The organism is Turicibacter sp. T129 (genome assembly GCF_025594975.1).
GTDB classification, from domain to species: domain Bacteria; phylum Bacillota_I; class Bacilli_A; order MOL361; family Turicibacteraceae; genus Turicibacter; species Turicibacter bilis.
The window spans coordinates 14,804-39,831 of sequence record NZ_JAMQUU010000005.1; the positions used below are offsets into that span (position 1 = coordinate 14,804).

Genomic DNA, 25,028 nt, shown 5'->3' on the forward strand with positions numbered 1-25,028 from the left:
AGGTGCTCATCATTAGCAAGAAGAATGTAAAAAACGAGAGCTTAATCAATGAAGATATCCGCGCTAAGGAAATGTTAGTGATTGGTCCTAACCGCGAACAACTTGGTTTAATGCAACGTAAAGATGCATTACGTGCTGCTTCTGAGAAAAACTTAGATTTAGTATGTGTTGCACCACAAGCAAATCCTATTGTTTGTCGTATTATGGACTACGGTAAATACCGTTATGAACAACAACGTCACGCTCGTGAGGCTAGAAAAAACCAAACAACTGTGACTTTAAAAGAAGTTCGCTTAAGTCCTAACATCGAACAGCATGACTTTAATACAAAATTAAAAAATGCTCAAAAATTCCTTACAAAAGGTGATAAAGTTAAAGTTAGCGTACGTTTCAAAGGTCGCGAAATCGCACACACTGAATTCGGACGTAATGTTTTAACTCGCTTTGCTGAAGGGTGTGCTGAAATTGCGGATCTTGAATCAAATCCAAAACTTGACGGACGCTCAATGTTTCTCGTTTTAGCACCAAAGAAAAAGTAGAAAAGATAAAGGAGGAACTCTACCATGCCAAAAATGAAATCTCATCGTGGAGCTGCTAAACGCTTTAAACGTACAGGATCAGGGAAATTAAAACGTTCTCACGCTTATACAAGCCACTTAGCTCATAACAAAACAACTAAACAAAAGAAACACTTAGCTAAAGCTGCTATCGTATCAAACAGCGACTACAAACGTATCAAAGATATGTTATATAGCTTATAATAATCACTAAACATTTTTCGTAACAACAAAGGAGGAACTCATTATGCCACGTGTAAAAGGTGGAGTTGTATCACGCAAACGTCGTAAACGCGTTTTAAAATTAGCAAAAGGTTACTTTGGATCTAAACATACATTATACAAAACAGCAAACGAGCAAGTAATGAAATCATTACAATATGCTTACCGTGACCGTCGTCAGAAAAAACGTGACTTCCGTAAATTATGGATCACTCGTATCAACGCTGCTGCTCGTATGAACGGATTATCATACAGCAAATTAATGCACGGATTAAAATTAGCTGGAATCGAAGTTAACCGTAAAATGTTAGCAGATTTAGCTGTATCTGATGCTGCTGCATTCGCTACTTTAGCAAACACTGCTAAAGAAGCAATGAACAAATAATTAATTTGATCATTATTTTTAAAATCTTATTAGACACTACTACTTGGTAGTGTCTTTTTTTATAATCAAGTCTTTGATTAGGTAAAAAGTTTGTTGATGTCGAATAAAAAGATATTTCAAATCTATTTCCAATTATTAGATAAAGTGATATGATACTATTTATAGAAAATTATAACTAGGAGGAGAGAACGTAATGAATCAACTAGATCAAACATTAACGTTTTTAAAGGAAATTACAGATGCGAATGCTGTTCCAGGGCAAGAACGTCAAGCGCGTGAAGTGATGAAAAAATATATCGGGGATAGTGCCGATGAAATTTATCAAGATAACATTGGATCATTAATTGCGAAAAAAGTAGGGGAAGAAGATGGTCCTAAAATTTTAATTGCAGGACATATGGATGAAGTTGGATTCATGGTTCGCCAAATTGATGATAATGGATATATTAAATTTGTGACATTAGGTGGATGGTGGGGGCAAGTTATGCTTGCTCAACAAGTGACTATCACAACTAACTCAGGCAAAACTTATCATGGAGTAATCGGATCAATTCCTCCTCATATTTTATCTGCAGAAGCTCGTCAAAAACCGATGGATATTAAAGATATGTACATTGATTTAGGTGTAGATAGTAAAGAAGAAGTTGAAGCGTTAGGGATTCGTCCAGGAGATATGATTACGCCATATATCGAATTCCGCACGATGGCCAATGAAAAATATTTATTAGCAAAAGCATGGGATAACCGTATTGGATGTGCTGTAGCAGTTGAAGTATTAAATAACTTAAAAGGAGAACATCATCCAAACATTGTTTATGGTGTAGGAACGGTTCAAGAAGAAGTCGGATGTCGTGGAGCTGCAACGACTAGTCAAATGATTAATCCATCAATCGTCTTTGCATTAGACGTTGGATTAGCTGGTGATGTGCCTGGTGTAACAAATCAAATTCAAGCTAAAATGGGGAAAGGTCCAATCATCACGTTAATTGATGGTGGATTAATTGGTCATAAAGGATTACGTGACTTTGTCGTTGAAGTCGCAGAAGAATTAAATATTCCTTACCAATTTGATGTGACACCTGGTGGAGCAACGGATGCTGCTAAAATGCATTTAGCACATGATGGAGCACCAGCGATGTCAGTGGGTATTGCTTCTCGTTATATTCACTCTCATACATCAATGATTCATCGTGATGACTATGAAAATACAGTTAAATTAATGACTGAAGTGGTTAAACGTTTAAATAAAGAAACTGTTCATAAAATTACGTTTGAATAGTCGTTCATATAATTAAAGGCACTCCAAAAAGAGTGCCTTTTTTGAGATGTTTTAACAATAAAAAAGACAGCTAAACGAGAAGATTAACTGTCTTTTTTGTTGTTAATTAGAGAAAAGAATCATTATAATGGATTCTTTTTGAGAAAGATGAGGTCCATTCAACCTCAAAAGGGTAATTATAAAACATTGGAATGGAAAGAGAATAAATAAGTTGGTACAACTGGATAGAGTATGTTATACCAACAAGGGTAGTGTTGTGTTATCCAATTATTGGATAACAGTATTATACCATAAACTTTTTTAAAAATATAGATTATCAGATTAAAAAATGTTGAATATTGGTAAAAATTCGAATTTTAACGAAGTACTTGTCATATATTTGATGAAATTACGGGATAAGGGATGATGGGAAATATAGAAAGGTGTTTAAAATAACAGCTGACGGTTACTACAAAGAGAAATTTAAAGTTTCATGAGCAAAAAAAGCCCGTAGATGCGTGGCTAAGCTAATGAATAAGTCTCATATTTTTATGATTATAGAATATAATGAACTGAAATATCAAATTAGGAGGGTCTAGCATGAGTTATTCATTTAATTGGGATTGTACATTACCGATCAGTAACATAGAAGATATCGTATCAATTAATATTGTTCCGCAGACAAAAGCGTATGATGAAGGAGATTATTTATCATTACGTGGACAAGTTTTAATTGATGGAGAGTATGTGACAAATCACGGAACACAAGAAACATTTACAGAGTATATTCCACTTGATATTACGTTACCAAATAATGGACGTAGTAGTGAAATTAAAACGGATATTACAAATTTTGATTATGAGGTACAAGATGGAAATAATTTATTTTTAACATTAAATCTTAGTTTAGATGGTTATGATTGGGAGAGTCCAATTACACTTGTAGAAGAAGATCATGAAATTGAGGCTCAAACACAAGCTCCTGTTATGTTTACAAAAGAAGCTGCTGTTGTACCGTCAGGGCATGAAGTAGTTGCTGAAGCACCCGTAACTCAAAAAAATGTAGTGGTTGAACCAGAAGTATTAGAAGTGGTAGAAGAGGATGAGACTGATGATTTAGATTACATTGATTTTGATGAAGTTGTTTTAGATCATAAGGAAGACGCTGTTGATCCATCATTAGCTATAGAACGTAAAGAAGTATTAACAGATAAAATTAAACAATTTCTTAATAAACAACCGGTACCGGTTGAAGAATCAGTAGTAGAATCAGTTGTTGAAGAACCGGTAGTAGAATCAGTTGTTGAAGAGGTGGTAGAACCGGTTGTTGAAAAACAAGTGAATGAAACGAAAAAGTCAGAACCATTCCTTGAAAAAGTCGTTGAAAAGGCAAAAGAAATTGTACCGGAAGTCATTGTTGAGAAGGTGACTAACGACGTAACACCAACAGAGATTGTTGAAGAGGCGGCACCAATTGTGGAAGAAGTTGTAGATAAGGTAGTGGAGAAGGTGAAACCAAAACCTGTTGCGCCAATCCCGACAGTGACTAAAGTACAAAAGGTAGAAGAGCAGCCAGTGACACCAGTGGTAGAAGAAGAGGATGAAGAAATTCTTCCATTCCCGTTAAAAACAGAACCAGTTGTTGAGGAAGTACCTGTTGAAACTAAAAAATCTGATATTTTTGAAATGTTATATTCATTAGAAGAAACAGAACCAGTGGTAGAAGAAGTAATGCAAGCTCCAGTTGTAGAAGAAGTGCCGATGGTAGAGGAAACACTTGTCTCTCAACCAGAAGTAATCGTAGAAGATGAAGTGGTTGAAGAACCTGAGGTAATCGCACCAATTTCAACTTATTCAGGGGAAGATTCAATTGCAAATCAATTTTTAGATGGGGAGAGTATTTTAAAAATTATTTTCGTTCAAGAAGAGGAAACAACAATTACAAATATTTGCACGAAATACAATGTTCCTGAAAAAGCTATTTATAATCTGGAACAATTAAATTCACCGTTACATTGTGGTGATCGTGTGATGATTAACTATGGCAAATTACGATGAGATAAAAGTTTTTGTTGAAACCCATTATGATTTAGCCGTTGAGTCTGTGACTCCCATTACTCATAAATCCATGAAGGTTAGGGCCTCAAATCATGATTATCTATTGAAAGTCGCGAGTGGGGATGATGACTTTATCATGAAGCAACTTTTTGCTTATAAAGCATTATCCCGTAATGTTTTACCCATTTATCGAACAAAAGATAACCAACACTATGTTCCATGGCGAGATCATTTCTTTTATTTGACGGATTATGTTCAAACTATTCCGTTGCCGCTTGAACAACAAATCCATTATTATATTGAATTATTAGGTAAATTACACTCAGAGACTAGCTTAGAAGTCGATGTTAGTGATGATGAATTACAGCGTAGCTATAATAAAGACTATAAAAGATTACAAGATAGTTATGATTGTCTTCAAAAAAATATGGAAGTTTATGAATTACAGAGAGATCGTTCACCATTTGAGTGGTACTTTATGATGGTATATCCGATGCTTTATACAATGCTTCATCATGCGCATGATGAATTAAAGAAATTTTATGATTTAATTAAACGAGAGAAAAAATTACCTATCAGCTTAATACATGGTGATGTGAATGTGGCAAATTTACTAGTCACAGAGAAATCAACTTATTTAATTAATTTTGAGAAAAGTATGTTTTCCATTTCTTCGTTAGACATGTATTATTTTTTAGAAAACTATCATCAAGTTCCAGGACTACATTCGATTATTTTAGATTATGTGAAAAATGAAAAAGCCGCAGCTTTGCGGCACTATTTCTTTTTTCGCTCTCTTTGCATTGATTTAGACGAACTTAATCAAACATTACAAGATCATTCACTTATTAATATTGCGTTATTAAATGAATGTATTGCGCCTCATTTAATGGCGTTGCAGGTTTATAATCAATTTAACAAACCCACCACAACAAACCAAGCAAGCCCCCAAGGATCATCAACATAACAAAATCAAATTGAGAAAATGAGAAAATAATTAGATAGAGTTGATAAAAAAATAATAATGCGATGATTGAACGTAATGATAGTAAATAGGATCTAAATCTGCCTCCTCCTCGCTGATAACGTCCCATATACTCACCCCCTATAATATAGTTTATGCGTGATGAATATGTGGTAACAGTTGGTTGGTGAAAAAGTCAAAATTATTTAGGAGAAACTTAAAATGTGAAGATTTAAGGGAATTCATCTGAATTTCTCTAGTAACTCTTGAATAAATTTATGCATTGTTGTAGAATACTAACATATATATTGTGATAGTTGAAAAACGATGACCAGGAGGAGTAGAAGTTCCCTCACATTTAAGAGAGAAGTTCAGTTGGTGAAAGAACTTTATGTGATAGCTTTGAAGGTAGCCTGTGAGTTGAGTTTCTGAAATAAATAGTAAGAAATTCCGTTAGCTGCGTTAAAGCATGAAGTGGTAAGTCAATAAACTTACAATCAAGGTGGTACCGCGGAATCTTAAGCATTTCGTCCTTATTAGGACGGAATGCTTTTTTAGTTATACTAATCAAGCATAGCTTGAAGTGTAACTATACATCGCAATAGCCGATGTTATCCTTAAATGCTTTTAGTTGTAGACGTCAGCCTTAAGATGTTTTGTCATCGAAGATGCTAGATTGTGATGAAACGATGTATTAAATATGAGATGCTAAAGTTCTTAAAAACAGTCTTGTGTCTTTAACATGGAAGTGAAATCAAATTAGAAACGATGCAAAATTAGAAAGGATTTATCTTAAATAAGATTAGGCAAGAGCGATAAAATCGATGTAGACTAATTCAAAGATTTTATATTTTCATCCCCTACCAATCGAGGAAATGTACGATCTTCGCTACGTACGGTAGGGAACCCATTATCCAGGTGGTCGTTATGAAATCTTACTAGCTTTACTAGCTGAGTTGAATCATGTGCACGGCTCATTTTGAATAAAACAAGCAGAGGCAATCAAGCAGCTGTATATTTGAAGATTTTATATTTTCATACCCTACCAATCGACGAAAGCTACGAACGTTGTTACGTAGCGTAGGGAACCCATACCCTACCAATCGACGAAAGCTACGAACGTTGTTACGTAGCGTAGGGAACCCATACCCTACCAATGGAGGAAATGCACGATCTTCGCTACGTGCGGTAGGGAACCCATTATCCAGGTGGTTATCGTGAAGTCTTACTAATATGACAAGCTTAGTTGGATGATGCTAAAGATTATTCTTGAATGAGAAACAAGCGGAAACAATGAGGCAAATGTATATTAAAGATTTTATCTCTCCATTATCCAGGTGGTCGTCATAAAATCTTGCTAGTTTTACTGATTTAGTCAAATGATAGGAAGTGCTCGTTACAAAAAGAAACAATAAAACAAGTATGATTAATCGTAAGAATGTATATGATCCATACCCTAGTAGTTGAAGATACATTTTCTTCAAAAATGCCAGGGAACCCATACCCTAGTAGTTGAGGAAATATTTTCTACGAAAATGCTAGGGAACCCATTATCCAGGTGGTTCAATGATGCATCTTTATTAGTTTTACTTGTTTACGTAAAATCTATTAATTGCCTTTTTTAATTAGGATAAAAACTTAATAATAGAAGCAATGGGACTATTTCTTAAAAGTTTTATTGATTCGGACCCTAGTAGTTGAGGATACATTTTCTACGAAAATGCCAGGGAACCCATACCCTACCAGTTGAGGAAATGCACGAGCTTTGCCACGTGCGGTAGGGAACCCATACCCTACCAGTTGAGGAAATGCACGAGCTTTGCCACGTGCGGTAGGGAACCCATAAGAGGTAGGAATGAATAAAAGTTGAATGAAGTTACGGATATAAGTAAGAGACACGACTTGATACCGAGAAGATTAGCTATCTGATTAACATTACACTTAAGAGATGTCGATATAAATGGGGTAAACAAAAGTCCCGCTTAAGATTCCATTTAGACTAAGTTAATATTTGTCACGAATGAGACATAAACCAAAGTATTACTTAGAGGTATTTGAGTTTAAATATTTTATATTATGTATTATCCAGGTGGTCTCGCGCAGATATTGTTACATTTGTTTTAACTTGATTTTTCATTTAGATATAGGGATTCAACACATATCATTTAGTCATCCATTTGGTATTTGTCGCAACTTCACCAGGTTGTGTAAAGATTATTCCAACCCGTTTTAGGGATCTAACAAATATCATGACACATCCATTTGATATTTGCCGCAACTTCTTCAAGTTGTGCTAAGATTATTCCAAAAATTTTTTAGTTGAGAACCTATAACTGAGTGAGAAAGCAAATGTAAGGTTAATGTTTCATGATTCTAGTGTGATGCAAGTCCATACATGATGTAAGATTTTTGAACGCTTTGATTATTGAGTTTTTGGTGCCTATCCTTCATAAAAGTAGTAAGGAATAAGACATCAACGAGTAGAGCTGAAATTAAATAGATGGCATTCGTTCCATCTATCACAAAATAAGAAAAGGAGGACACTAAAATGACGAAAAACTTAGCACCTAAGTATAATCATTTAGATGTAGAACAAGGTAAATATGCATTTTGGTATGAGCAAGATTGTTTCAAAGCTCAACCACAATCAAATAAACCGAAGTATACGATCGTTATTCCACCACCAAACGTAACAGGTAAGTTACACTTAGGGCACGCATGGGATACATCATTACAAGATATTATTATTCGTATGAAACGTATGCAAGGATTTGATGCGTTATGGTTACCAGGTATGGACCACGCAGGAATCGCAACTCAAGCAAAAGTTGATGCTCGTTTAAAAGAGCAAGGTGTTTCTCGTTACGATATCGGGCGTGAAGCATTCTTAGAAAAAGCTTGGGAATGGAAAGAAGAATATGCAGGATTCATTCGTCAACAATGGGAAAAGATGGGACTTTCATTAGATTACTCTCGTGAACGTTTCACATTAGATGAAGGATTATCAAAAGCTGTTCGTAAAGTTTTCGTTCAATTATATGAAAAAGGATTAATCTATCGTGGTGAGCGTATTATTAACTGGGATCCAGCTGCACGTACGGCTTTATCAGATATCGAGGTTATCCATAAAGAAATCGAAGGGGCATTCTACCACTTCAAATACATGATTGAAGGAACAAATGAGTTCTTAGAAGTTGCCACAACTCGTCCTGAAACAATGTTCGGAGACGTAGCTGTTGCGGTTCACCCTGAAGATGAGCGTTACCAACACTTATTAGGTAAAAACGTCTTAATCCCAGGAAACAACAAACCAATTCCAGTTATCGCTGATGAGTACGTTGAAATGGACTTTGGAACAGGTGCTGTTAAAATTACACCAGCTCACGATCCAAACGACTTCGAAGTTGGAAACCGTCATGATTTAGCTCGTCCAATCTGTATGAACTTAGATGGAACAATGAATGAATTAGCAGGTAAATACAATGGGATGGATCGTTTCGATGCCCGTCGTCAATTAGTAGCTGACTTAGAGGAAGCGGGATTAGTAGTAAAAATCGAAAAACACGTTCATTCAGTTGGACACTCTGAGCGTACAGATGCAGTCGTTGAACCATACTTATCAACTCAATGGTTCGTTAAAATGGAAGAATTAGCAGCACGTTCAGTTGCTAACCAATCAACAGATAACAAAGTAAACTTTGTACCAGACCGTTTCGAAAATACATTCTTACGTTGGATGGAAAACATTCATGACTGGTGTATTTCACGTCAGTTATGGTGGGGACACCAAATTCCAGCCTGGTATCATAAAGAAACAGGTGAAATGTACGTAGGAGAAGAGGCTCCAGCAGACATTGAAAACTGGAACCAAGATGAAGACGTATTAGATACATGGTTCTCATCTGCATTATGGCCATTCACAACATTAGGTTGGCCAGATGTTGAATGTGAAGACTTCAAAGCTTACTTCCCAACGGATACATTAGTTACTGGATATGACATCATCTTCTTCTGGGTATCTCGTATGATCTTCCAAAGTTTAGAGTTCACAGATGAGCGTCCGTTTAAAAACGTTTTAATCCATGGATTAGTTCGTGATGCTGAAGGACGTAAAATGAGTAAATCATTAGGTAACGGGGTTGACCCAATGGACGTTATTGAGAAATACGGGGCAGATAGCTTACGTTACTTCTTAACAACAAACTCAGCACCAGGTCAAGACTTACGTTATATCGAAGAAAAAGTTGAATCAACATGGAACTTCATCAATAAAATTTGGAATGCTTCTCGTTTCGTTATCATGAACTTAGACGGAATGACTTGTGAAGATGTGAAATTAGAAGAAGCAACATTAAATGTTGCAGATCAATGGATCTTAGGACGTTTAAATGAAACAATCGAAGCGATCAACTACAATGCTGATAAATTCGAATTTGGTGAAGTAGGACGTCATTTATATAACTTTATCTGGGAAGACTTCTGTAACTGGTACATCGAAATGGCGAAGTTACCATTACAAGGTGAAGATGAAGAAGCAAAACGCTCAACTCGTATGGTCTTAACTTACGTCTTAGAATCAATCGTGAAATTATTACACCCATTCATGCCATTCGTAACAGAAGAAATCTATCAAATGATTACTCGTGGAAATACGGCGTGTGCGGTAGCTGCTTGGCCGGTTGTTAAACCAGAGTATAACAATGAAAAAGCAATCAATAACTTCACGTTATTAATGGATATCATCCGCTCAGTACGTAACATCCGTGCAGAAGTTGATGCACCAATGAGCAAACAAATCCGTATCTTCATCAATGCTAAATCAGAAGAGGTATTAGAAAACTTAAGTACAAACCAAGCGTACTTAAAACGTTTCTGTAACCCAAGTGAATTAGTGATTGAAAAAGATTTAACAGTAGAAGAAGAAACAATGACAGCCGTTGTTACAGGTGCAGACATTTTCTTACCAACTGAAGGATTAATCGATGTAAGTGCTGAAATTGAACGTTTAAATAATGAGCTAAAAAAATTAGCAGCAGAAGTTAAACGTGGAGAATCAAAACTTGCAAATGAAAAATTCGTCGCGAAAGCACCTACTCACTTAGTTGAAGAAGAACGTAACAAATTAGCAGACTACAAAGAAAAGTATGCAACAGTTGAAGCACGTTTAACTCAACTTCAAAAATAATCTGATATGAAAGCTCTCGGTTTATCCGAGAGCTTTTTTGTATGAATCAAGTGGAAAGAACGTTTTACCCTTTTAAAAAGTAAGTTTAGTTGGTAGAATTATGATAGGATTTTAATATTTTAGTTATCAAGTATAACTTTGGAAGAGATTTATAGATTTAGATAAATTGGGAAAACTATTTTATTATTTGAATACATAAGGATGTGTGGGAATGGGCAAAAAAAAGAAACGAAAAAAGTATCGATTAAATGCTAGATTTTATTGTTGGATTTTTGGATTATCGATTGCAATTGCCTTAGTCATAAACGCTAAATCAACACTTAAATTGAATACGATTCCAAATTTTCATGGGTGGCCAGCAGATGAAGTGATGAAATATGATGAATCACATGAGAATATTTCAATTATTTATGAATTAGCTTATTCATATGATGTCTTACAAAACTGTGTCATGGAACAATCTATTAAACCAAGAACAAAAATTGGTGATGATCCACTAATTTTAACACTACAAGTGTCAAAAGGATTTCCGGTAATGGAGGATTTTACTGGAAAGACTTTGATGGAACTAAAAGAATTCGCAGATTTATATGATTTAAAGATTGAATCTCAAGCGGAAGAAGGGATCATTGAGACACAATCCGTTTTAGCGGGTGAGTTGTTAACAAAGGGAATGGCAGTGTCCGTCACCATTAAAACAGAATAATCAAAGCAGGTGAGAACAACATGTTTAGAAGTGGAAAAGAAGTTATCGAATGGGTATCAGAACAATTGCGATTTGGAATTCGTCCAGGACTTGAACGCATGCAGGCAGCGCTTGACCGTCTAGATAACCCACATTTAAAAATACAAACGATTCATATTGCGGGGACAAATGGGAAAGGATCGACGGTGACGTATTTACGTTCTGTGTTACAAGATGCGGGCTATCAGGTAGGGACTTTTACTTCTCCTTATATTGAAACATTTAATGAACGAATCTCATTAAATGGAATACCAATTAGTGATGATGACCTAGCTTGGTGTGCGAATGTCATTAAGCCAGTAGTAGAAGAAATTAATAAAACTAATATTGGACCATTTACAGAGTTTGAAATTATTACATTAATTTCATTTATTTATTTTAAACACCACCAAGTCGATGTCGTGCTCTATGAAGTAGGGCTAGGTGGACGTTTTGATGCAACAAATGTTATTTCACCAATCGTTTGTGGAATTACGAATATTGGTCATGATCATGAAGCGATTTTAGGAGATACATTAATGAAAATTGCTCATGAAAAACTAGGAATTGTGAAGCAAGGGATTCCACTGGTTACTACAGAAGAAAATTTAGAAGTATTAACAGAATTTAAGATAATTGCATCAGAAAAAAAGAGTCAGCTGATCGAAGCACTCGAAGTTTATAAACCAGCGAATATTCATTTAACTCCAGAAGGGGTTAAGTTTGATTGGCCTCAGTTAAAAGATGTGGAGCTAACGATGAAAGGGGCTCATCAAATTAAAAATGCAACACTTGCATACGCCATCTTACAATATTTAAAACAAAAAAGGATTTTCAACATTTCTGATGTAAATATATATAGGGGGATGAAACAAGCGTTTTGGAAAGGAAGATTTGAAGTTATTCATGAACAACCAGCAATTATTTTAGATGGAGCGCACAACTTAGAAGGGATGACACAATTGTGTGAGACACTTAAAAATCTTTACCCAACCAATCGTCACCTGTTTATGGTAAGTATTTTAAAAGATAAAGATTACACGCAAATGTTTGATGTCTTAGATGAAACAGCTGATCACGTGTACTTCACTACGTTTGATTTTCCACGTGCGCAATCTGCAAAAGAGCAGTATGAGGTGTTTAATCGACCTCATTCATCGTATGAGGAAGACTTCCATGAACTGATTGATTATTTATTAGGTGAACTGGAGGACGAGGATTGTCTGGTGATTACTGGATCACTTTACTTTATCTCAGATGTACGAAAATCATTAATGAAGTGAGATTTAGACAATTTTTTTGAATGACTTTTGATATGATGATACCCAGACAAACGAAGGATTGTAGACGAAGCAATGACTGAAGATGATAGGGTGGGGTCATGATGAAAAAGAAGAAATTTAAGAAGTTTAAATTGAAAATTAATTTTAAAACAATTCAGCCATTAATTTTATTAACTTTAATTTTTACGATGTTAGGATTATCCTTTGGAAAATTATTAGATAACTTTTTAGTGCCGACACAAGGACCTACAGCAACAGTAGGGGGACCAAATGATCAACCTCAAGAGCTAGAAAAGTCCAAAGATGTAGAAGCTGAAGAGGGGCAATCTGATGCATCTGAAAGCACGACGGCTGAAAACGAAATCTATGTAATGCAACTTGGGGTTTATGAAACATACGATAATGTTTTAAGTTTAGCGGGAGAGTTAAAGCAATTGGGTTATAATTATGGAATTTTAAAAGTTGATGGAAAGTACTCCGTGTTTTCTCATGTTTCGGGTACTAAAGAAAGTTTGGCTCCAGTTCAAGAAGCGCTGAAAGAGAAGCAAATTAATTGCTTTATCAAAGCGGTGGAAGTTTCAACAGATGATTTAAAGTGGAATTACTTTTTACAAGCTGTGAAACAGAAACCATTTGAGATGACTGGAGATTTTATTCAAACATTCACGGATGATGAAATGCATATATGGGGATATTATGTCACACTTTCAACAGCCTCTTTTGATGCGCTCTCAACGGAGCGTCAGAAAATGTTGCTTGAAATTTATCAATGGTTAAATGGATAAGAATAGGATGTGATGGACACTTCATGGAATCTTTTATGATTCGTGATTTACCTTTTGAAGAACGACCACGAGAGCGGCTATTATCAGAAGGTGCGACTTTTTTATCGAATGCAGAATTATTAGCGATTTTACTGCGGACAGGGAGTAGAGGTCAATCAGCACTTGGACTAGCACAGATGATTTTACAACAAACACAAGGTTTAAAATTACTGAATGAAATTACGGTCGAAGAATTAATGAGTATCCATGGAATCGGTGAAAGCAAGGCAATTCAGATTTTAGCGAGTATTGAACTGGGCAAACGAATTGCAAAAGCGAAGCATGTGAAACTAGATTCTATTTTATCACCTAGTGATTGTGTCTCCTTTTTATCGGCAGAGATGAAGCATTTAACGCAAGAGCATTTTGTGGTATTATTCTTAGATACGAAAAATTATATTATTGGGAAAAAGACGATTTTTATCGGTTCACTTAATAAAGCGATCGTTCATCCGCGAGAAGTTTTTAAAGAAGCGATTAAACGATCATCGGCATCGGTGATTTGTGCGCATAATCATCCCAGTGGGGATCCAACTCCTTCCCAGCAAGATATTCAATTGACACATCGATTGTATGAAGCTGGGGAGTTAATCGGGATTAAACTACTTGATCACTTGATTATAGGTGATGAGCAGTTTACAAGTTTAAAAGAAAAAGGGTATCTATAATGTCTTTACATGTAATAGACAAACATAATAAAAAGCTCTCTTAATTGAGAGCTTTTTATGTTCGCCCGGAATGGATATTTTTTTGTTTCGCATCTTCTTTCATTTCCCATTCGATGACGATAGTCATTACAACACGAAGTAAAAAGATAGATCCTAAAATAAGCAGCTCGCTTAAACTTTGAATAAGAACAGTTTTTAAAATTTCAGCAGCTAACTTAAATTCCAGTCCGGTCGCCATTGAATTAGCAAATTGATGTTTGACTGGATAGTGATCTTTAAAGATTAAAGTCTTCATATAATGATAGAAGGCGCGAAATGCACCAAGTGTAATAATAAAAATACCCATAGTTTCTAGAATTCCAATAATTATCGGGAGAATCTCATCAACAAAGTTTTTAAGCATAAACATAAAAAAAGTTCCTTTCAAAAATGATAAGATAGTGATAGTTTATCCGCAAAAAACATGACTTATGCCAAACTTGATTAAGCTCAATTCAAGAAAACTCGAAAAAGATGAGATAAAATCAAAAAAAGTAGTTATTTTAGAATCGCTTACTAGCATATGATTAAAGAAAAGGGAGTAATAGGCAGTCGTCGAAGGGGGATGAAATCAATGTGTGGATTTATGGTTTATACGGCAAATGATATAAAGGTAGAGGATTTTGAAGAAAGCTTTATTCGTATTTCATATCGGGGACCAGATTTTTGTGTTATTGAAAATCGTGAAAGAGGACTTTGGGGCTTTCATCGATTATCAATCATGGGCTTAACAAAGTCTGGAAATCAACCGTTTGAACTTCATGGAAATTTAGTCGTTTGTAATGGAGAACTGTACGGGTTTAAAGAATGGAGGGAACAACTAAAACATAAATATACGTTTTACTCAGATAGTGATTGCGAAATTATTTTACCGCTTTATGAAACGTATGGATTAGACTTTTTTAAACAATTAGACGCAGAATTTGCACTTGTGATTTATGATGCAAAAAAAGATGATTTTATTGCTGGACGAGATCCGATTGGCATTCGACCACTCTTTTATGGCTACTCTAAGAATAGTCATAAAATCATGTTTGCTTCTGAAGCGAAGGCATTAGTCAAGTTATGTGATGAAGTTTATCCATTTCCACCGGGATATTACTATGCGGATGGTGCGTTTACATGCTATTATGATGCGGCACAGTCATCAGGGTTTTATAATGGAAGTATCGAAGAGATTACGAAAGAGATTAATACCCGCTTAATTGAAGGTGTTCGTAAGCGATTGGATGCGGATGTTCCTGTTGGATTCTTGTTAAGTGGAGGACTTGATTCCAGTTTAGTTTGTAGTATTGCTGCCAAGTTGTTGAACCGACCGATTAAAACTTTTGCCATTGGTATGGAGACAGACGCAATTGATTTAAAATATGCAAAAGAAGTGGCCGACTACATTGGTTCTGATCATACAGAAGTCATTATTAATAAAGATGATGTGATTAATTGTTTAGAAGAAGTAATTTATATTTTAGAAACTTACGATATCACAACGATTCGTGCTTCAATAGGAATGTATTTATTATGTAAGGCAATTCGAGAACAAACCGATGTTAAAGTGTTATTAACGGGTGAAATCAGTGATGAATTGTTTGGCTATAAATATACAGACTATGCACCAAGCGCAGCAGCTTTCCAAGAGGAATCTCAAAAACGAATTCGCGAGCTTTATATGTATGACGTTTTACGAGCTGATCGTTGCATTTCAGCTAATTCCATTGAAGCACGCGTGCCATTTGGTGATCTAGCCTTCGTTGATTACGTCATGGGCGTGAATCCACAACTCAAATTAAACCAGTATAATAAAGGAAAATATTTGTTACGCAAGGCTTTTGTTGGTGACTATTTACCCCAAAGTATTTTAATGAGAGAAAAGGCTGCTTTTTCAGATGCAGTAGGACATTCCTTAGTCGATATTTTAAAAGATTATGCCGAATCTCAATATACAGATGAAGTGTTTGAGAAAAAAGTGAAAAAGTATGAAGGTGATTGTGTTCCATTTACGAAAGAATCTTTACTTTATCGCGAGATTTTTGATCGGCACTTTAATGGACATGCGAAATGGATTAAAGATTATTGGATGCCGAATAAAGCGTGGGAAGGGTGTAATGTCTTAGATCCGAGTGCCCGAGTCTTAGCTAATTATGGTGATAGTGGAAAATAAGAGATTTAAAGGAGTTTAAGGAATGAAACATTTAGGAACATGCCGGCTTGATACATCGCGACTTTATTTAAGAAGATTTAAAGTCAGCGATGCAACAATGGTTTTTGAAAATTGGAGTAGTGATGATGAAGTGACTCAGTTTGTTGCATGGCCGACTCATGAAGATTTAGAAACAACCGAGCGAATTTTAGTGAATTGGGAAGCGGCTTATCAACTGTTAAATACGTATCAGTGGGCGATTGTCGATCGTCAAAGTGATGAAGTGATTGGCTCGATTTCTTTGTTTCAATTTCATCGTCGAGGGCGACGTCATTACTGTGAACTTGGGTATTGTCTTGCAAAACGGTATTGGAATCAAGGCTTGACGACTGAAGCAGCTAAAACCGTTCTTCAGTTTGCTTTTGAACAAATTGGAGTTGACGGTGTGATTGCTAAACATGATGTTCGAAACGTTGCCTCTGGCAGGGTGATGCAAAAACTAGGAATGACTCATGATAAATTAGTCAGACGAGCGGTATTAAATGGACGTCGCGAATGGGTGGACTGTGACACGTATGTCATCCTTAAAGAAAACTTCGATTTAGATGGATAGAAGATGGAAAGTTCCTGCCACATACAGCGGGAATTTTTTAATGATGTAAAGTCAAATCTCATGGAAAAAGTGTGAAAACTTTCTGAGTTAGTGTTTATGTGACTAAATAGACTTGTTTCATACATATCAATTATATATAATAAGCAATATAAAAAAGATTATTGTAAAGACGTAGGATGTGTTCGAATGAAGGGTGTTAACCATTTAAAAGTGTTTGGGATTATCGTATTAATTTTTATGACGTTAATTACAGTCGGTTATACAATGCATCAAGAGACGAAAAATTCAGTTCCTGAACGTCTCATTAAGGATGGAATGACCGTCGTTCAAACGGGCTATACAGGAATTGTTGAAGGATTTAAACGATTCGTAACGAATATCAATGATTTATTCCATACTTATGAAGAAAATAAATTATTAAAGCAACAAATGTACAATTATGAGGCCTTAGAAGTTTATACGCATCAATTAGAAGAACAGCTGGCTTCACTAGAAGAATTGCAAAGTACAGGAATTTCTTTAACGAGTTATGAAACGATTAATGCCACAACAGTCATGCGTAACGTTGATCAATGGCATGATTTTATCTTCATTAATAAAGGAAGTAAACAAGGAATTAAAGAGAACATGGCTGTTTTATCGAAAGAGGGTTTCTTAATTGGAAAAGTCATTTCAACCAATGATTTATCAGCTAAAGTGAAATTGATTAAAAATCAAGATTTTGGAAGTAAAGTTTCAGCGATTATTGATGGAAAAGAAGGTTCTATTGGAACGGTTGAAGGTTATGACTATACAACTGATGAATTAGTGATGACACAAGTTTCAAAAGAGGTGGCTGTAGAAGAAGGGGATGCTGTGATTACCAGTGGATTAGGTGGTGTTTATCCGCGTTCATTATTAATTGGATATGTCCATCGCATTGAAGTAAGCAAAGATGGATTAACACAAACACTTTATCTAAAAGGTGAGAAAAACTATGATAATATGGACTACGTCATCGTGGTTGCACGCGAGGCGGTGACATCAAACAATGAGTAGATTAATTATTACTTTTGTAACTTGTTTTGTACTAGATAATCTATTAGTCATTTTCTTACCGATTCAACCGATAGTTGGTCATTATATGATTATTCCAAATGTTTTTTTAATTTGCTTAGCCTTATTTACTTTTTATGATAAAGGGATTCGCCCCATTATTTTTGCCTGCATTTTTGGCTTACTCTATGATATTTGTTATACTGATTTAATTGGACTATATACGTGCCTGTTTCCGATTATTACATTCATTTTATTACGATTTATCTCGCAAACGATGCCAGTTAATTTATTATCTATGATGGCATTAGTTATGGGAGTCGTTATTTTTGAGGAATGGTTTGTTTACTTTATCGTGAATACGATGAAAACAACGAATATGTCATTCATGATATTTATTAAATTTATTTTAATTCCAACTGCGATTTTTAATACTTTAATCACGATCCCGCTATATCCTATTTTAAAGTCACAGTTTAGAAAATATCAGCGACAGTTTTTAAACGAGTTTTAATCAAAAAAGACACCGAACGGTGTCTTTTTTGATTAGCTTTTAGTCAGAAGATAAGAGAGAATCGCTTTAAAAATAAGTAGAGCAATTGGAATAGCTGTTCTAATCTAACTCTAAACTTCATATGATGCATTGAACAAGTTAGCACAAATGAAAGAATAGTTAGGAGGAATTTTCGTGGCCAATTATAAAAGAAATCGTCCACCTTATCGCTCTGCCTATAGGGGTTATCAAGCTAACCATTCATCATCTTACTATAAACGAAAACAGGAAGATGAGAGTATCGTGTTTATCCGACGGTTTATGTTTCAATCTATGATTTGTTTATGTTTATTGATGAGCGTGTTAGTCATTCAAAAACTTCCAAATGTCCTTCTTTATGAGAGTGTTAAGAGTGTAATGATGGGAAGTTTTCCGTTTGCTAAGTATGAACAAATGTATCAAGACTTTCTTTCTAATATGTTACCATTTGAGTATAGATTACCTAAAGCCACTGACTCCACATCACCTGTCAATGGGATGCAAGGAACGACTGTTGATGAATCGGGGAATCCGATTGAAATTGAAGGAAACAGTACGAATTCAATTTTTGACGTTTCACAAGCTATTAATAATACTTATAACAATATGGTGCTAAAAGATTATGAAAATGGAGTTATTATTGAAATTAAACAGGATGAAGAAATTCGTAGCTTTGTTCCAGGCATCGTGTTAAATGTAGGATTGGATGATAAAATTAGTAATTTTATGAATATTCAGTTACAAAATGAATGGATACTAACAGTAGGGTTCTTAGAGAATCGTAAAGTTAGTCAGTATCAGCATATTAAAATCGGAGACGTCTTAGGTGTGGGTTCTGTCATTGATGTACCAGGAACAGATTTTGGAGAGGATGCTTTTTATTACTTATCGTTAAAAGATCAAGATGGTCAATATCAAGATATCGCGGCTTACTTAGAATCACTGATGCAATAATTAGGAGGTTTAATCATGCGTAAAAATCGATTAAAATTTGATCCCTCTTTTTATGCAATGACCCTCCTAGCTATTATGCTCGGCTATTTAAATGAATATGTTATCTTTGCTCTAACGATCATTGTTCATGAATGTGGTCATCTTACGATGGCCTTTTTTCATAAATGGGAACTCGAAGAACTTAAATTCTTCGCCTTCGGTGGGATTATGCAGTTTAAAGGAGAGTTGAATAAATCAAATATTGAAGATTTCATTGTTAGTAGTGGTGGTATTCTATTTAACTTCATCACGTTAATTATTTTGATTTTAATGCGAGAGAAGATGAGCTCTTTTGTGAATACGATGTTATATGATTACACCATATGGGCTCAACTATTTGTTATCATGTTTAATCTTATTCCGTTGCCACCACTTGATGGTAGTCGGTTAATTAATGCTATTTTATGTTGTTTTTTTCCATACAAAACTGTTTTACGAATTATTAGAAGGTTAAACATGGGATTAATGGCTCTTTTTATAGGTATAACAATTTTATACGATATTCGACAATTGTTTATCATTGTGAGTTTTTTAACATATTCGACATTAAAGTATAATAAGTACATGTATTTTCTTTTTCAACGCTTTCTTTTACAAAAGAAAATGTATATAAACGTTGATTTACCAAGAAAAATCGTGAAAATTAGAAATGATTCTTTAGAAGATAATATCTATCGAGGCTATTTAAATTTATTTGAAGTCAAAAATCGACTTCACGATGAGATAAAATGGTTGAAGTTAAAATATGAAGAAAATCCATCTCTAATTGTTGACGCTCAAATTAAATCTAACTAAAATGATAAGTGAAAAACGAATGAAACTTAAGTTGGAGGCGGAGTTGAAGGTGGCACAAATGACAGATGATTTTTCCGTATTAGTAGTAGATGATAATGAAATTAACTTAATGTTAATGGAAGATATATTAGATGTAATGGACATTAAAAAAGTTAAAACGATTGATAGTGGGATACAAGCTGTTCAAGAAATTGAAGCAAACCCAAACTATGATGTCGTAGTTATGGATATTTGTATGCCGACAATGGATGGTTATGAAGCATCAAAGAAGTTACGACATATAGGATATAAAGGTCGAATTGTTGCCTTAACAGCTAATCTATTATCCAAAGAAGATCCAAAGTTTCAAGAAGCCATGATGGATGATATCTTATTAAAGCCAATTGATTTAAATATGATTAAAAAAGTCTTATGCTATACATAAAAGTATAAGACTTTTTGTTTAAACAAAAATGAAATAATCTATAATAGAGTATCAAGCTTTTAAAATCGTTAATTTTTTAGGTATCAAAAATAATCGAAAAAGGTAGACATAACCATAGATAAATGATTGACGAATGATATTAGCTTTGATATAATGAATCATGTTGTTAGCACCTTAGGGTACTACAACCGCGCGGATAAGGTCAAAATATGTCTTTGGCATATACCTTTAATGGCGAGTCTTAGTTAAATTTTAAGGAGGTGCAGGTAATGTACGCTATTATCAAAACTGGTGGTAAACAATTAAAAGTTGAAGTAGGTCAAGCTATCTACGTTGAAAAATTAAATGTTGCTGAAGGTGAAGTTGTTACTTTCGACGAAGTATTATTCGTTGGTGGAGAAAACGCTAAAGTTGGTGCTCCATTAGTAGAAGGTGCAACTGTAACTGCTAAGGTTGAAAAACACGGTAAAGGTGAAAAAATCATCGTGTTCAAATACAAACCTAAAAAAGGTTACAAAAAGAAACAAGGTCACCGTCAACCATACACTAAAGTGGTTATCGAAGCTATCAATGCTTAATTATTAGACGATGATTACAGCCAATTTTAACTATCAAAATAATAAAGTTGAGTCATTTGAAATCAGCGGCCATGCCTTTGCAGGTGAACCGGGTGAAGATTTAGTCTGCGCTGCGGTGAGTGCTGTGACATTTGGCTTAACCAATTCCATTATCAACTTAGACGAATCAGAACTTAGCATAAAAATGGAAGATGGTTATTTATTAGTTGAAAATCTTCCATCAAGTGATGCGTGTCAAACGCTCATCTATGGAATGATTACTTCTTTACAAACAATTGAAGAAGATCAATTTAAATACTTAACAGTTATAGAAAACAAGTAGGAGGTGGCCCCATGTTAAAGTTAAATTTACAATTTTTCGCATCTAAAAAAGGTGTTGGTTCTACAAAGAACGGTCGTGACTCTGAGTCTAAACGTTTAGGAGCTAAATTAGCTGATGGACAATACGCTTCTGCAGGATCAATTATCTACCGTCAACGCGGAACTAAAATTTATCCAGGAACAAACGTAGGTATGGGTGTGGATCACACTTTATTCTGTAAAATCGATGGTATCGTTAAATTCGAACGTTTAGGACGTGACAAAAAACAAGTTTCTGTATACCCAGAAGCTAAGTAATCGATTTAATAAATCCCCTAATCATCTGATTAGGGGTTTATTTTTATGTTCATATCTTGTATGAGTTGACAAGTTTATTTTAATAATATAGAAGAATACCAAATTGAAACTAGTGTTAGTTTCATGAGATAGAATTGAGGGATGCACTTGTTTATCGATCAAGTCAAACTTAAAGTGACGGCTGGAAACGGTGGAAACGGTGCCGTAGCTTTCCGTCGTGAAAAATATATTGCTAACGGTGGTCCTGCTGGTGGTGACGGTGGAAACGGTGGTAGCGTCGTTTTCGTTGCTGATGAAGGATTATCAACATTATTAGATTTACGTTATAACCGTGTATTACAAGCTAAAAACGGTGAAAATGGAATGGCGAAAAGCTGCCATGGTAAAAACTCAGATGATTTAGTCGTAAAAGTTCCAGTGGGAACGATTGTTTACGATAACAGCACAAACTTGATTATTGCCGATTTAACTGAAAATGGTCAACGTGCGATTATCGCAAAAGGAGGACGCGGAGGACGCGGAAATATCCACTTCGCAACACCTCGTAATACAGCGCCAGAACTTGCTGAAAATGGTGAGTTAGGTCAAAAACGTGAAGTTCGCGTGGAATTAAAAGTATTAGCTGACGTAGGATTAGTTGGATTCCCAAGTGTCGGGAAATCAACATTAATCTCTGTTGTTTCAGCATGTAAACCAAAAATTGCAGCATACCACTTCACAACATTAGTTCCTAACTTAGGAGTTGTTGGTGTTCCAGATGGTCGTTCATTCGTTATGGCTGATTTACCAGGATTAATCGAAGGAGCTGCAAGTGGCGCAGGACTTGGACATCAATTCTTACGTCATATTGAGCGTACGCGTGTTATCTTACACGTTATTGATATGTCTGGTATGGAAGGACGCGATCCATATGAAGACTATGTAACAATCAATAACGAGTTAGCACAATACCGTTACAAATTATTAGAACGTCCGCAAATTGTTGTTGCTAATAAAATGGATATCGGTGATGCTGAAGAAAACTTAAAAGCATTTAAAGAAAAAGTTGGAGATGATGTAACAATCGTTGAAATTTCAGCGGCAACTCGTCAAGGAATCGACCAATTGTTATATAAAACAGCTGATTTATTAGAAAAAACACCTCAATTCCCATTATATGATGAGGATGAAGTGGAACAATCAGTAACGTATAAATTCAAACCTGAAGAAGCGAAATTCCATATCTCTCGTGGAGATGATGGAGTGTATGTTGTTACAGGAACACATGTGGAAAAAATCTTCCATCAAACAGACTTCAACCGTGAAGCATCAGTTATGCGATTTGCACGTCAATTACGTCAAATCGGTGTTGATCAAGCCTTACGTGACCTTGGAGTGGAAGATGGAGATCTTGTGCGCATCCTTAACTTCGAGTTTGAATTCAAAGACTAAAATAATAGACCACTTTACGTTATGTAAGGTGGTTTTTTTATATCATCTTAACAAGATGAGTGACTTTAAATGGTTAAAAATTAATAAAATACTGTAACAAGTATCTGATGTTTATATCAACTAACTTACCAATTTAAAGCGCAACCCATTGGATTTAAGAAGCTAACATCGTTAAAAGAAAGGCGTAAGGATTCATGAGGCATCTGTTACTAATTGATGGTGATTACTTAGATGAAAACTTAATTCTTATCATTACAATTGAAAAATTAGAGATTAACATTGATATTTATTAGATCATGGTTCATCCGGTTTACTTTAGACAATCTTTTTCAACACCATCACCGGCGTATATGGGAGGAAACGGAATTGCTTTTTAAATGATAAATTCAATAAAGAATCTTCCAACGATTTGATGCTCTATAAATAATGATTGTTGAATTACAAGTGATATAAAAATTAAAGAAGAATAAATGTTAATCAAACTAACGAAGGGTTATACTGAGCATTGAAATGTCGAGTGAACTTTATCTTCTTTTAAGGGAAAAAGCTCACTTCGCATAAGTTTGTTATATTCGTGAAAATCTCATCATATATTGTAAAGAGATAATGTAGAGAGGAGAATCAGACTTATGAAAATCCACATTGTACAGAGAAACGACACGTTTCAATCGATTGCGGAGAAATACAATGTCAGTGTTCAAGATTTGATTGGGATGAATACTCATATCAATCATTTAACTGGCCTTGTACCTGGATTAAAAGTCAAAGTTCCTTCACCTGCCCGAAAAGAAGAATCAAATGTCGCACAACACATTCAAAAATATTATCCGAATTTAGATACTAGCCCTATTGAACTTAAGACTGTTACAACAGTTGAACCTGAACCGGTTGTGGTGAAGCAAGAAGCACCTATTGTACAGCAAGTGCAACAAGTTGAACAGGTGCAACAAGTGCAGCAAGCTCAACCGGCACCTGTTCAACAGGTCCAACAGGCACAACAAGTGCAACAACCAACACCGACTCAAGTGACAAAGGTGAAAGAAGAAGCGATTCCAGTTCCGCTAAAACCTATCCAGACGGAGGTTCCGATACAACCGAATGATGGCGTAAAAGTTGGAATAGGAGGAGTTGCTGCTAGTGTTGAACAATATAACGTTTCGGTGAATCAAAAAAACTATCAACAATCTAATCAAACAACAGCTCAAACACAAACACAGGGAGTAGCTGCGCAACCTCTTCCTTATCCATTGCCTCTGACACCATCTATGCTTTATTCACCTTATAAACCAAGCTGTTCGTCAGGTCCAATGCCTTATCCGGCACCATATGCGAATCCTTATGCTGTTGGTCCATACGTTAACCCTTATCCAGTTTCTTATGGAACTCCATATGGGGCTGCCCCATATGGGATGAGAAGTCCACAAGATGAGCGTTTCTTTATCGGTGGATTTGGTTATCCATTCTTCGGTGGATGGGGATGGGGAGGCTACTATCCATATTATGGTGGATGGGGATGGGGAGGTTATCCTTCTTACGGTGGATGGTATCGAAACCCTTATCTATAACATCGTATTTCCTAAAAAGAAGATGTCTGACATCTTCTTTTTTTATGTGCGCCCGGCATGGGTATTATCTAACGGGTTAAAGTCCCGAGTACGTCCAAGTAGCGGAAAGTACATAGCCTAAGACAAGGGTGTCCTCTGCG

Annotated in this window: 24 protein-coding genes and 2 other annotated features; of the genes, 23 read left to right on the forward strand and 1 reads right to left on the reverse strand. The window is 35.4% G+C overall.

The window, feature by feature from the left end:
* The first annotated feature begins 2 nt into the window (after positions 1 to 2).
* From infC to radC, 11 genes are all read left to right on the forward strand, one after another.
* Positions 3 to 539, forward strand: coding sequence for a translation initiation factor IF-3 (infC, locus tag NEH75_RS00435; protein ID WP_201023070.1), 537 nt, complete (start codon positions 3 to 5; stop codon positions 537 to 539).
* 24 nt (positions 540 to 563) lie between these two features.
* Positions 564 to 761, forward strand: coding sequence for a 50S ribosomal protein L35 (rpmI, locus tag NEH75_RS00440; RefSeq protein ID WP_055243299.1), 198 nt, complete (start codon positions 564 to 566; stop codon positions 759 to 761).
* 43 nt (positions 762 to 804) lie between these two features.
* Complete coding sequence (rplT, locus tag NEH75_RS00445; protein WP_055243298.1) at positions 805 to 1,164, forward strand: 50S ribosomal protein L20; 360 nt, start codon at positions 805 to 807, stop codon at positions 1,162 to 1,164.
* Positions 1,165 to 1,357: 193 nt separating this feature from the next.
* Positions 1,358 to 2,443 (forward strand): M42 family metallopeptidase, encoded by a 1,086-nt coding sequence (locus tag NEH75_RS00450; RefSeq protein WP_055276430.1) that lies wholly within the window; start codon positions 1,358 to 1,360, stop codon positions 2,441 to 2,443.
* A gap of 579 nt (positions 2,444 to 3,022) precedes the next feature.
* Positions 3,023 to 4,480, forward strand: a complete 1,458-nt coding sequence (locus tag NEH75_RS00455; protein WP_055305590.1) for a hypothetical protein — start codon at positions 3,023 to 3,025, stop codon at positions 4,478 to 4,480.
* Positions 4,464 to 5,447 carry a phosphotransferase gene (locus NEH75_RS00460; RefSeq protein ID WP_055305591.1) on the forward strand — a complete coding sequence of 328 codons (984 nt, stop codon included), beginning with the start codon at positions 4,464 to 4,466 and terminating at the stop codon, positions 5,445 to 5,447. The genes NEH75_RS00455 and NEH75_RS00460 overlap by 17 nt, the downstream gene beginning before the upstream one ends.
* A gap of 315 nt (positions 5,448 to 5,762) precedes the next feature.
* Positions 5,763 to 5,982: a binding site (T-box leader), on the forward strand.
* A gap of 2,010 nt (positions 5,983 to 7,992) precedes the next feature.
* Complete coding sequence (locus NEH75_RS00465; protein ID WP_055305592.1) at positions 7,993 to 10,629, forward strand: valine--tRNA ligase; 2,637 nt, start codon at positions 7,993 to 7,995, stop codon at positions 10,627 to 10,629.
* A 211-nt stretch (positions 10,630 to 10,840) separates the two neighbouring features.
* Positions 10,841 to 11,335: a PASTA domain-containing protein gene (locus NEH75_RS00470; RefSeq protein ID WP_055243293.1), complete on the forward strand. Its 495-nt coding sequence runs from the start codon at positions 10,841 to 10,843 to the stop codon at positions 11,333 to 11,335.
* A 20-nt stretch (positions 11,336 to 11,355) separates the two neighbouring features.
* Positions 11,356 to 12,636, forward strand: coding sequence for a bifunctional folylpolyglutamate synthase/dihydrofolate synthase (locus NEH75_RS00475; protein ID WP_055305593.1), 1,281 nt, complete (start codon positions 11,356 to 11,358; stop codon positions 12,634 to 12,636).
* 101 nt (positions 12,637 to 12,737) lie between these two features.
* The gene (locus NEH75_RS00480; protein ID WP_237252676.1) at positions 12,738 to 13,421 is read left to right on the forward strand and encodes an SPOR domain-containing protein; all 684 of its coding nucleotides are present in this window, start codon (positions 12,738 to 12,740) and stop codon (positions 13,419 to 13,421) included.
* 23 nt (positions 13,422 to 13,444) lie between these two features.
* Complete coding sequence (gene radC, locus NEH75_RS00485; protein ID WP_272875256.1) at positions 13,445 to 14,128, forward strand: RadC family protein; 684 nt, start codon at positions 13,445 to 13,447, stop codon at positions 14,126 to 14,128.
* 55 nt (positions 14,129 to 14,183) lie between these two features.
* Here the strand turns inward: radC and NEH75_RS00490 are convergent, their stop codons facing one another.
* On the reverse strand, positions 14,184 to 14,474 hold the full coding sequence (locus NEH75_RS00490) for a DUF1622 domain-containing protein (protein WP_237252673.1): 291 nt from the start codon (positions 14,472 to 14,474) through the stop codon (positions 14,184 to 14,186).
* A gap of 267 nt (positions 14,475 to 14,741) precedes the next feature.
* Here NEH75_RS00490 and asnB point away from each other — a divergent pair, with 267 nt between their 5' ends.
* The 12 genes from asnB to NEH75_RS00550 all read left to right on the forward strand — a co-directional run bounded on the left by asnB (position 14,742) and on the right by NEH75_RS00550 (position 24,888).
* On the forward strand, positions 14,742 to 16,325 hold the full coding sequence (gene asnB, locus NEH75_RS00495; protein WP_055305594.1) for an asparagine synthase B: 1,584 nt from the start codon (positions 14,742 to 14,744) through the stop codon (positions 16,323 to 16,325).
* Between the two features lie 22 nt (positions 16,326 to 16,347).
* A complete protein-coding gene (locus NEH75_RS00500) occupies positions 16,348 to 16,917 on the forward strand; it encodes a GNAT family N-acetyltransferase (RefSeq protein WP_055243290.1) in 570 nt (189 codons plus the stop codon).
* Positions 16,918 to 17,103: 186 nt separating this feature from the next.
* A complete protein-coding gene (gene mreC, locus NEH75_RS00505) occupies positions 17,104 to 17,955 on the forward strand; it encodes a rod shape-determining protein MreC (RefSeq protein ID WP_055305595.1) in 852 nt (283 codons plus the stop codon).
* Positions 17,948 to 18,466, forward strand: a complete 519-nt coding sequence (gene mreD / locus NEH75_RS00510; protein ID WP_055243288.1) for a rod shape-determining protein MreD — start codon at positions 17,948 to 17,950, stop codon at positions 18,464 to 18,466. The genes mreC and mreD overlap by 8 nt, the downstream gene beginning before the upstream one ends.
* Positions 18,467 to 18,640: 174 nt before the next feature.
* Positions 18,641 to 19,438, forward strand: coding sequence for a peptidoglycan DD-metalloendopeptidase family protein (locus NEH75_RS00515; protein WP_055243287.1), 798 nt, complete (start codon positions 18,641 to 18,643; stop codon positions 19,436 to 19,438).
* A 15-nt stretch (positions 19,439 to 19,453) separates the two neighbouring features.
* Entirely contained in the window at positions 19,454 to 20,272 is an 819-nt protein-coding gene (locus NEH75_RS00520; RefSeq protein WP_055276418.1) for a site-2 protease family protein, read from the forward strand.
* A gap of 19 nt (positions 20,273 to 20,291) precedes the next feature.
* A complete protein-coding gene (locus NEH75_RS00525) occupies positions 20,292 to 20,696 on the forward strand; it encodes a response regulator (protein ID WP_237297172.1) in 405 nt (134 codons plus the stop codon).
* Positions 20,697 to 20,872: 176 nt separating this feature from the next.
* Positions 20,873 to 20,948, forward strand: a sequence feature (ribosomal protein L21 leader region).
* Between the two features lie 17 nt (positions 20,949 to 20,965).
* Entirely contained in the window at positions 20,966 to 21,274 is a 309-nt protein-coding gene (rplU, locus tag NEH75_RS00530) for a 50S ribosomal protein L21 (protein WP_055243284.1), read from the forward strand.
* 10 nt (positions 21,275 to 21,284) lie between these two features.
* Positions 21,285 to 21,596, forward strand: coding sequence for a ribosomal-processing cysteine protease Prp (locus NEH75_RS00535; protein ID WP_055243283.1), 312 nt, complete (start codon positions 21,285 to 21,287; stop codon positions 21,594 to 21,596).
* 11 nt (positions 21,597 to 21,607) lie between these two features.
* Entirely contained in the window at positions 21,608 to 21,892 is a 285-nt protein-coding gene (gene rpmA / locus NEH75_RS00540; RefSeq protein WP_055243282.1) for a 50S ribosomal protein L27, read from the forward strand.
* A 147-nt stretch (positions 21,893 to 22,039) separates the two neighbouring features.
* Positions 22,040 to 23,323 carry a GTPase ObgE gene (obgE, locus tag NEH75_RS00545; RefSeq protein ID WP_055243281.1) on the forward strand — a complete coding sequence of 428 codons (1,284 nt, stop codon included), beginning with the start codon at positions 22,040 to 22,042 and terminating at the stop codon, positions 23,321 to 23,323.
* A 629-nt stretch (positions 23,324 to 23,952) separates the two neighbouring features.
* Positions 23,953 to 24,888: a LysM peptidoglycan-binding domain-containing protein gene (locus NEH75_RS00550; protein WP_055276416.1), complete on the forward strand. Its 936-nt coding sequence runs from the start codon at positions 23,953 to 23,955 to the stop codon at positions 24,886 to 24,888.
* The last annotated feature ends 140 nt before the right edge of the window (positions 24,889 to 25,028 follow it).

Coding starts and splice junctions, on each gene's coding strand:
- mreD (WP_055243288.1), top strand. CDS start 17,948: ATGAGTAGATTAATTATTACTTTTGTAACTTGTTTTGTACTAGATAAT.
- radC (WP_272875256.1), top strand. CDS start 13,445: ATGGAATCTTTTATGATTCGTGATTTACCTTTTGAAGAACGACCACGA.
- NEH75_RS00465 (WP_055305592.1), top strand. CDS start 7,993: ATGACGAAAAACTTAGCACCTAAGTATAATCATTTAGATGTAGAACAA.
- NEH75_RS00475 (WP_055305593.1), top strand. CDS start 11,356: ATGTTTAGAAGTGGAAAAGAAGTTATCGAATGGGTATCAGAACAATTG.
- NEH75_RS00455 (WP_055305590.1), top strand. CDS start 3,023: ATGAGTTATTCATTTAATTGGGATTGTACATTACCGATCAGTAACATA.
- NEH75_RS00520 (WP_055276418.1), top strand. CDS start 19,454: ATGCGTAAAAATCGATTAAAATTTGATCCCTCTTTTTATGCAATGACC.
- NEH75_RS00490 (WP_237252673.1), bottom strand. CDS start 14,474: ATGGGTATTTTTATTATTACACTTGGTGCATTTCGCGCCTTCTATCAT.
- asnB (WP_055305594.1), top strand. CDS start 14,742: ATGTGTGGATTTATGGTTTATACGGCAAATGATATAAAGGTAGAGGAT.
- NEH75_RS00470 (WP_055243293.1), top strand. CDS start 10,841: ATGGGCAAAAAAAAGAAACGAAAAAAGTATCGATTAAATGCTAGATTT.
- rplT (WP_055243298.1), top strand. CDS start 805: ATGCCACGTGTAAAAGGTGGAGTTGTATCACGCAAACGTCGTAAACGC.
- rpmI (WP_055243299.1), top strand. CDS start 564: ATGCCAAAAATGAAATCTCATCGTGGAGCTGCTAAACGCTTTAAACGT.
- NEH75_RS00535 (WP_055243283.1), top strand. CDS start 21,285: ATGATTACAGCCAATTTTAACTATCAAAATAATAAAGTTGAGTCATTT.
- NEH75_RS00460 (WP_055305591.1), top strand. CDS start 4,464: ATGGCAAATTACGATGAGATAAAAGTTTTTGTTGAAACCCATTATGAT.
- NEH75_RS00480 (WP_237252676.1), top strand. CDS start 12,738: ATGAAAAAGAAGAAATTTAAGAAGTTTAAATTGAAAATTAATTTTAAA.
- rplU (WP_055243284.1), top strand. CDS start 20,966: ATGTACGCTATTATCAAAACTGGTGGTAAACAATTAAAAGTTGAAGTA.
- NEH75_RS00500 (WP_055243290.1), top strand. CDS start 16,348: ATGAAACATTTAGGAACATGCCGGCTTGATACATCGCGACTTTATTTA.
- rpmA (WP_055243282.1), top strand. CDS start 21,608: ATGTTAAAGTTAAATTTACAATTTTTCGCATCTAAAAAAGGTGTTGGT.
- NEH75_RS00550 (WP_055276416.1), top strand. CDS start 23,953: ATGAAAATCCACATTGTACAGAGAAACGACACGTTTCAATCGATTGCG.
- NEH75_RS00450 (WP_055276430.1), top strand. CDS start 1,358: ATGAATCAACTAGATCAAACATTAACGTTTTTAAAGGAAATTACAGAT.
- NEH75_RS00525 (WP_237297172.1), top strand. CDS start 20,292: ATGAAACTTAAGTTGGAGGCGGAGTTGAAGGTGGCACAAATGACAGAT.
- mreC (WP_055305595.1), top strand. CDS start 17,104: ATGAAGGGTGTTAACCATTTAAAAGTGTTTGGGATTATCGTATTAATT.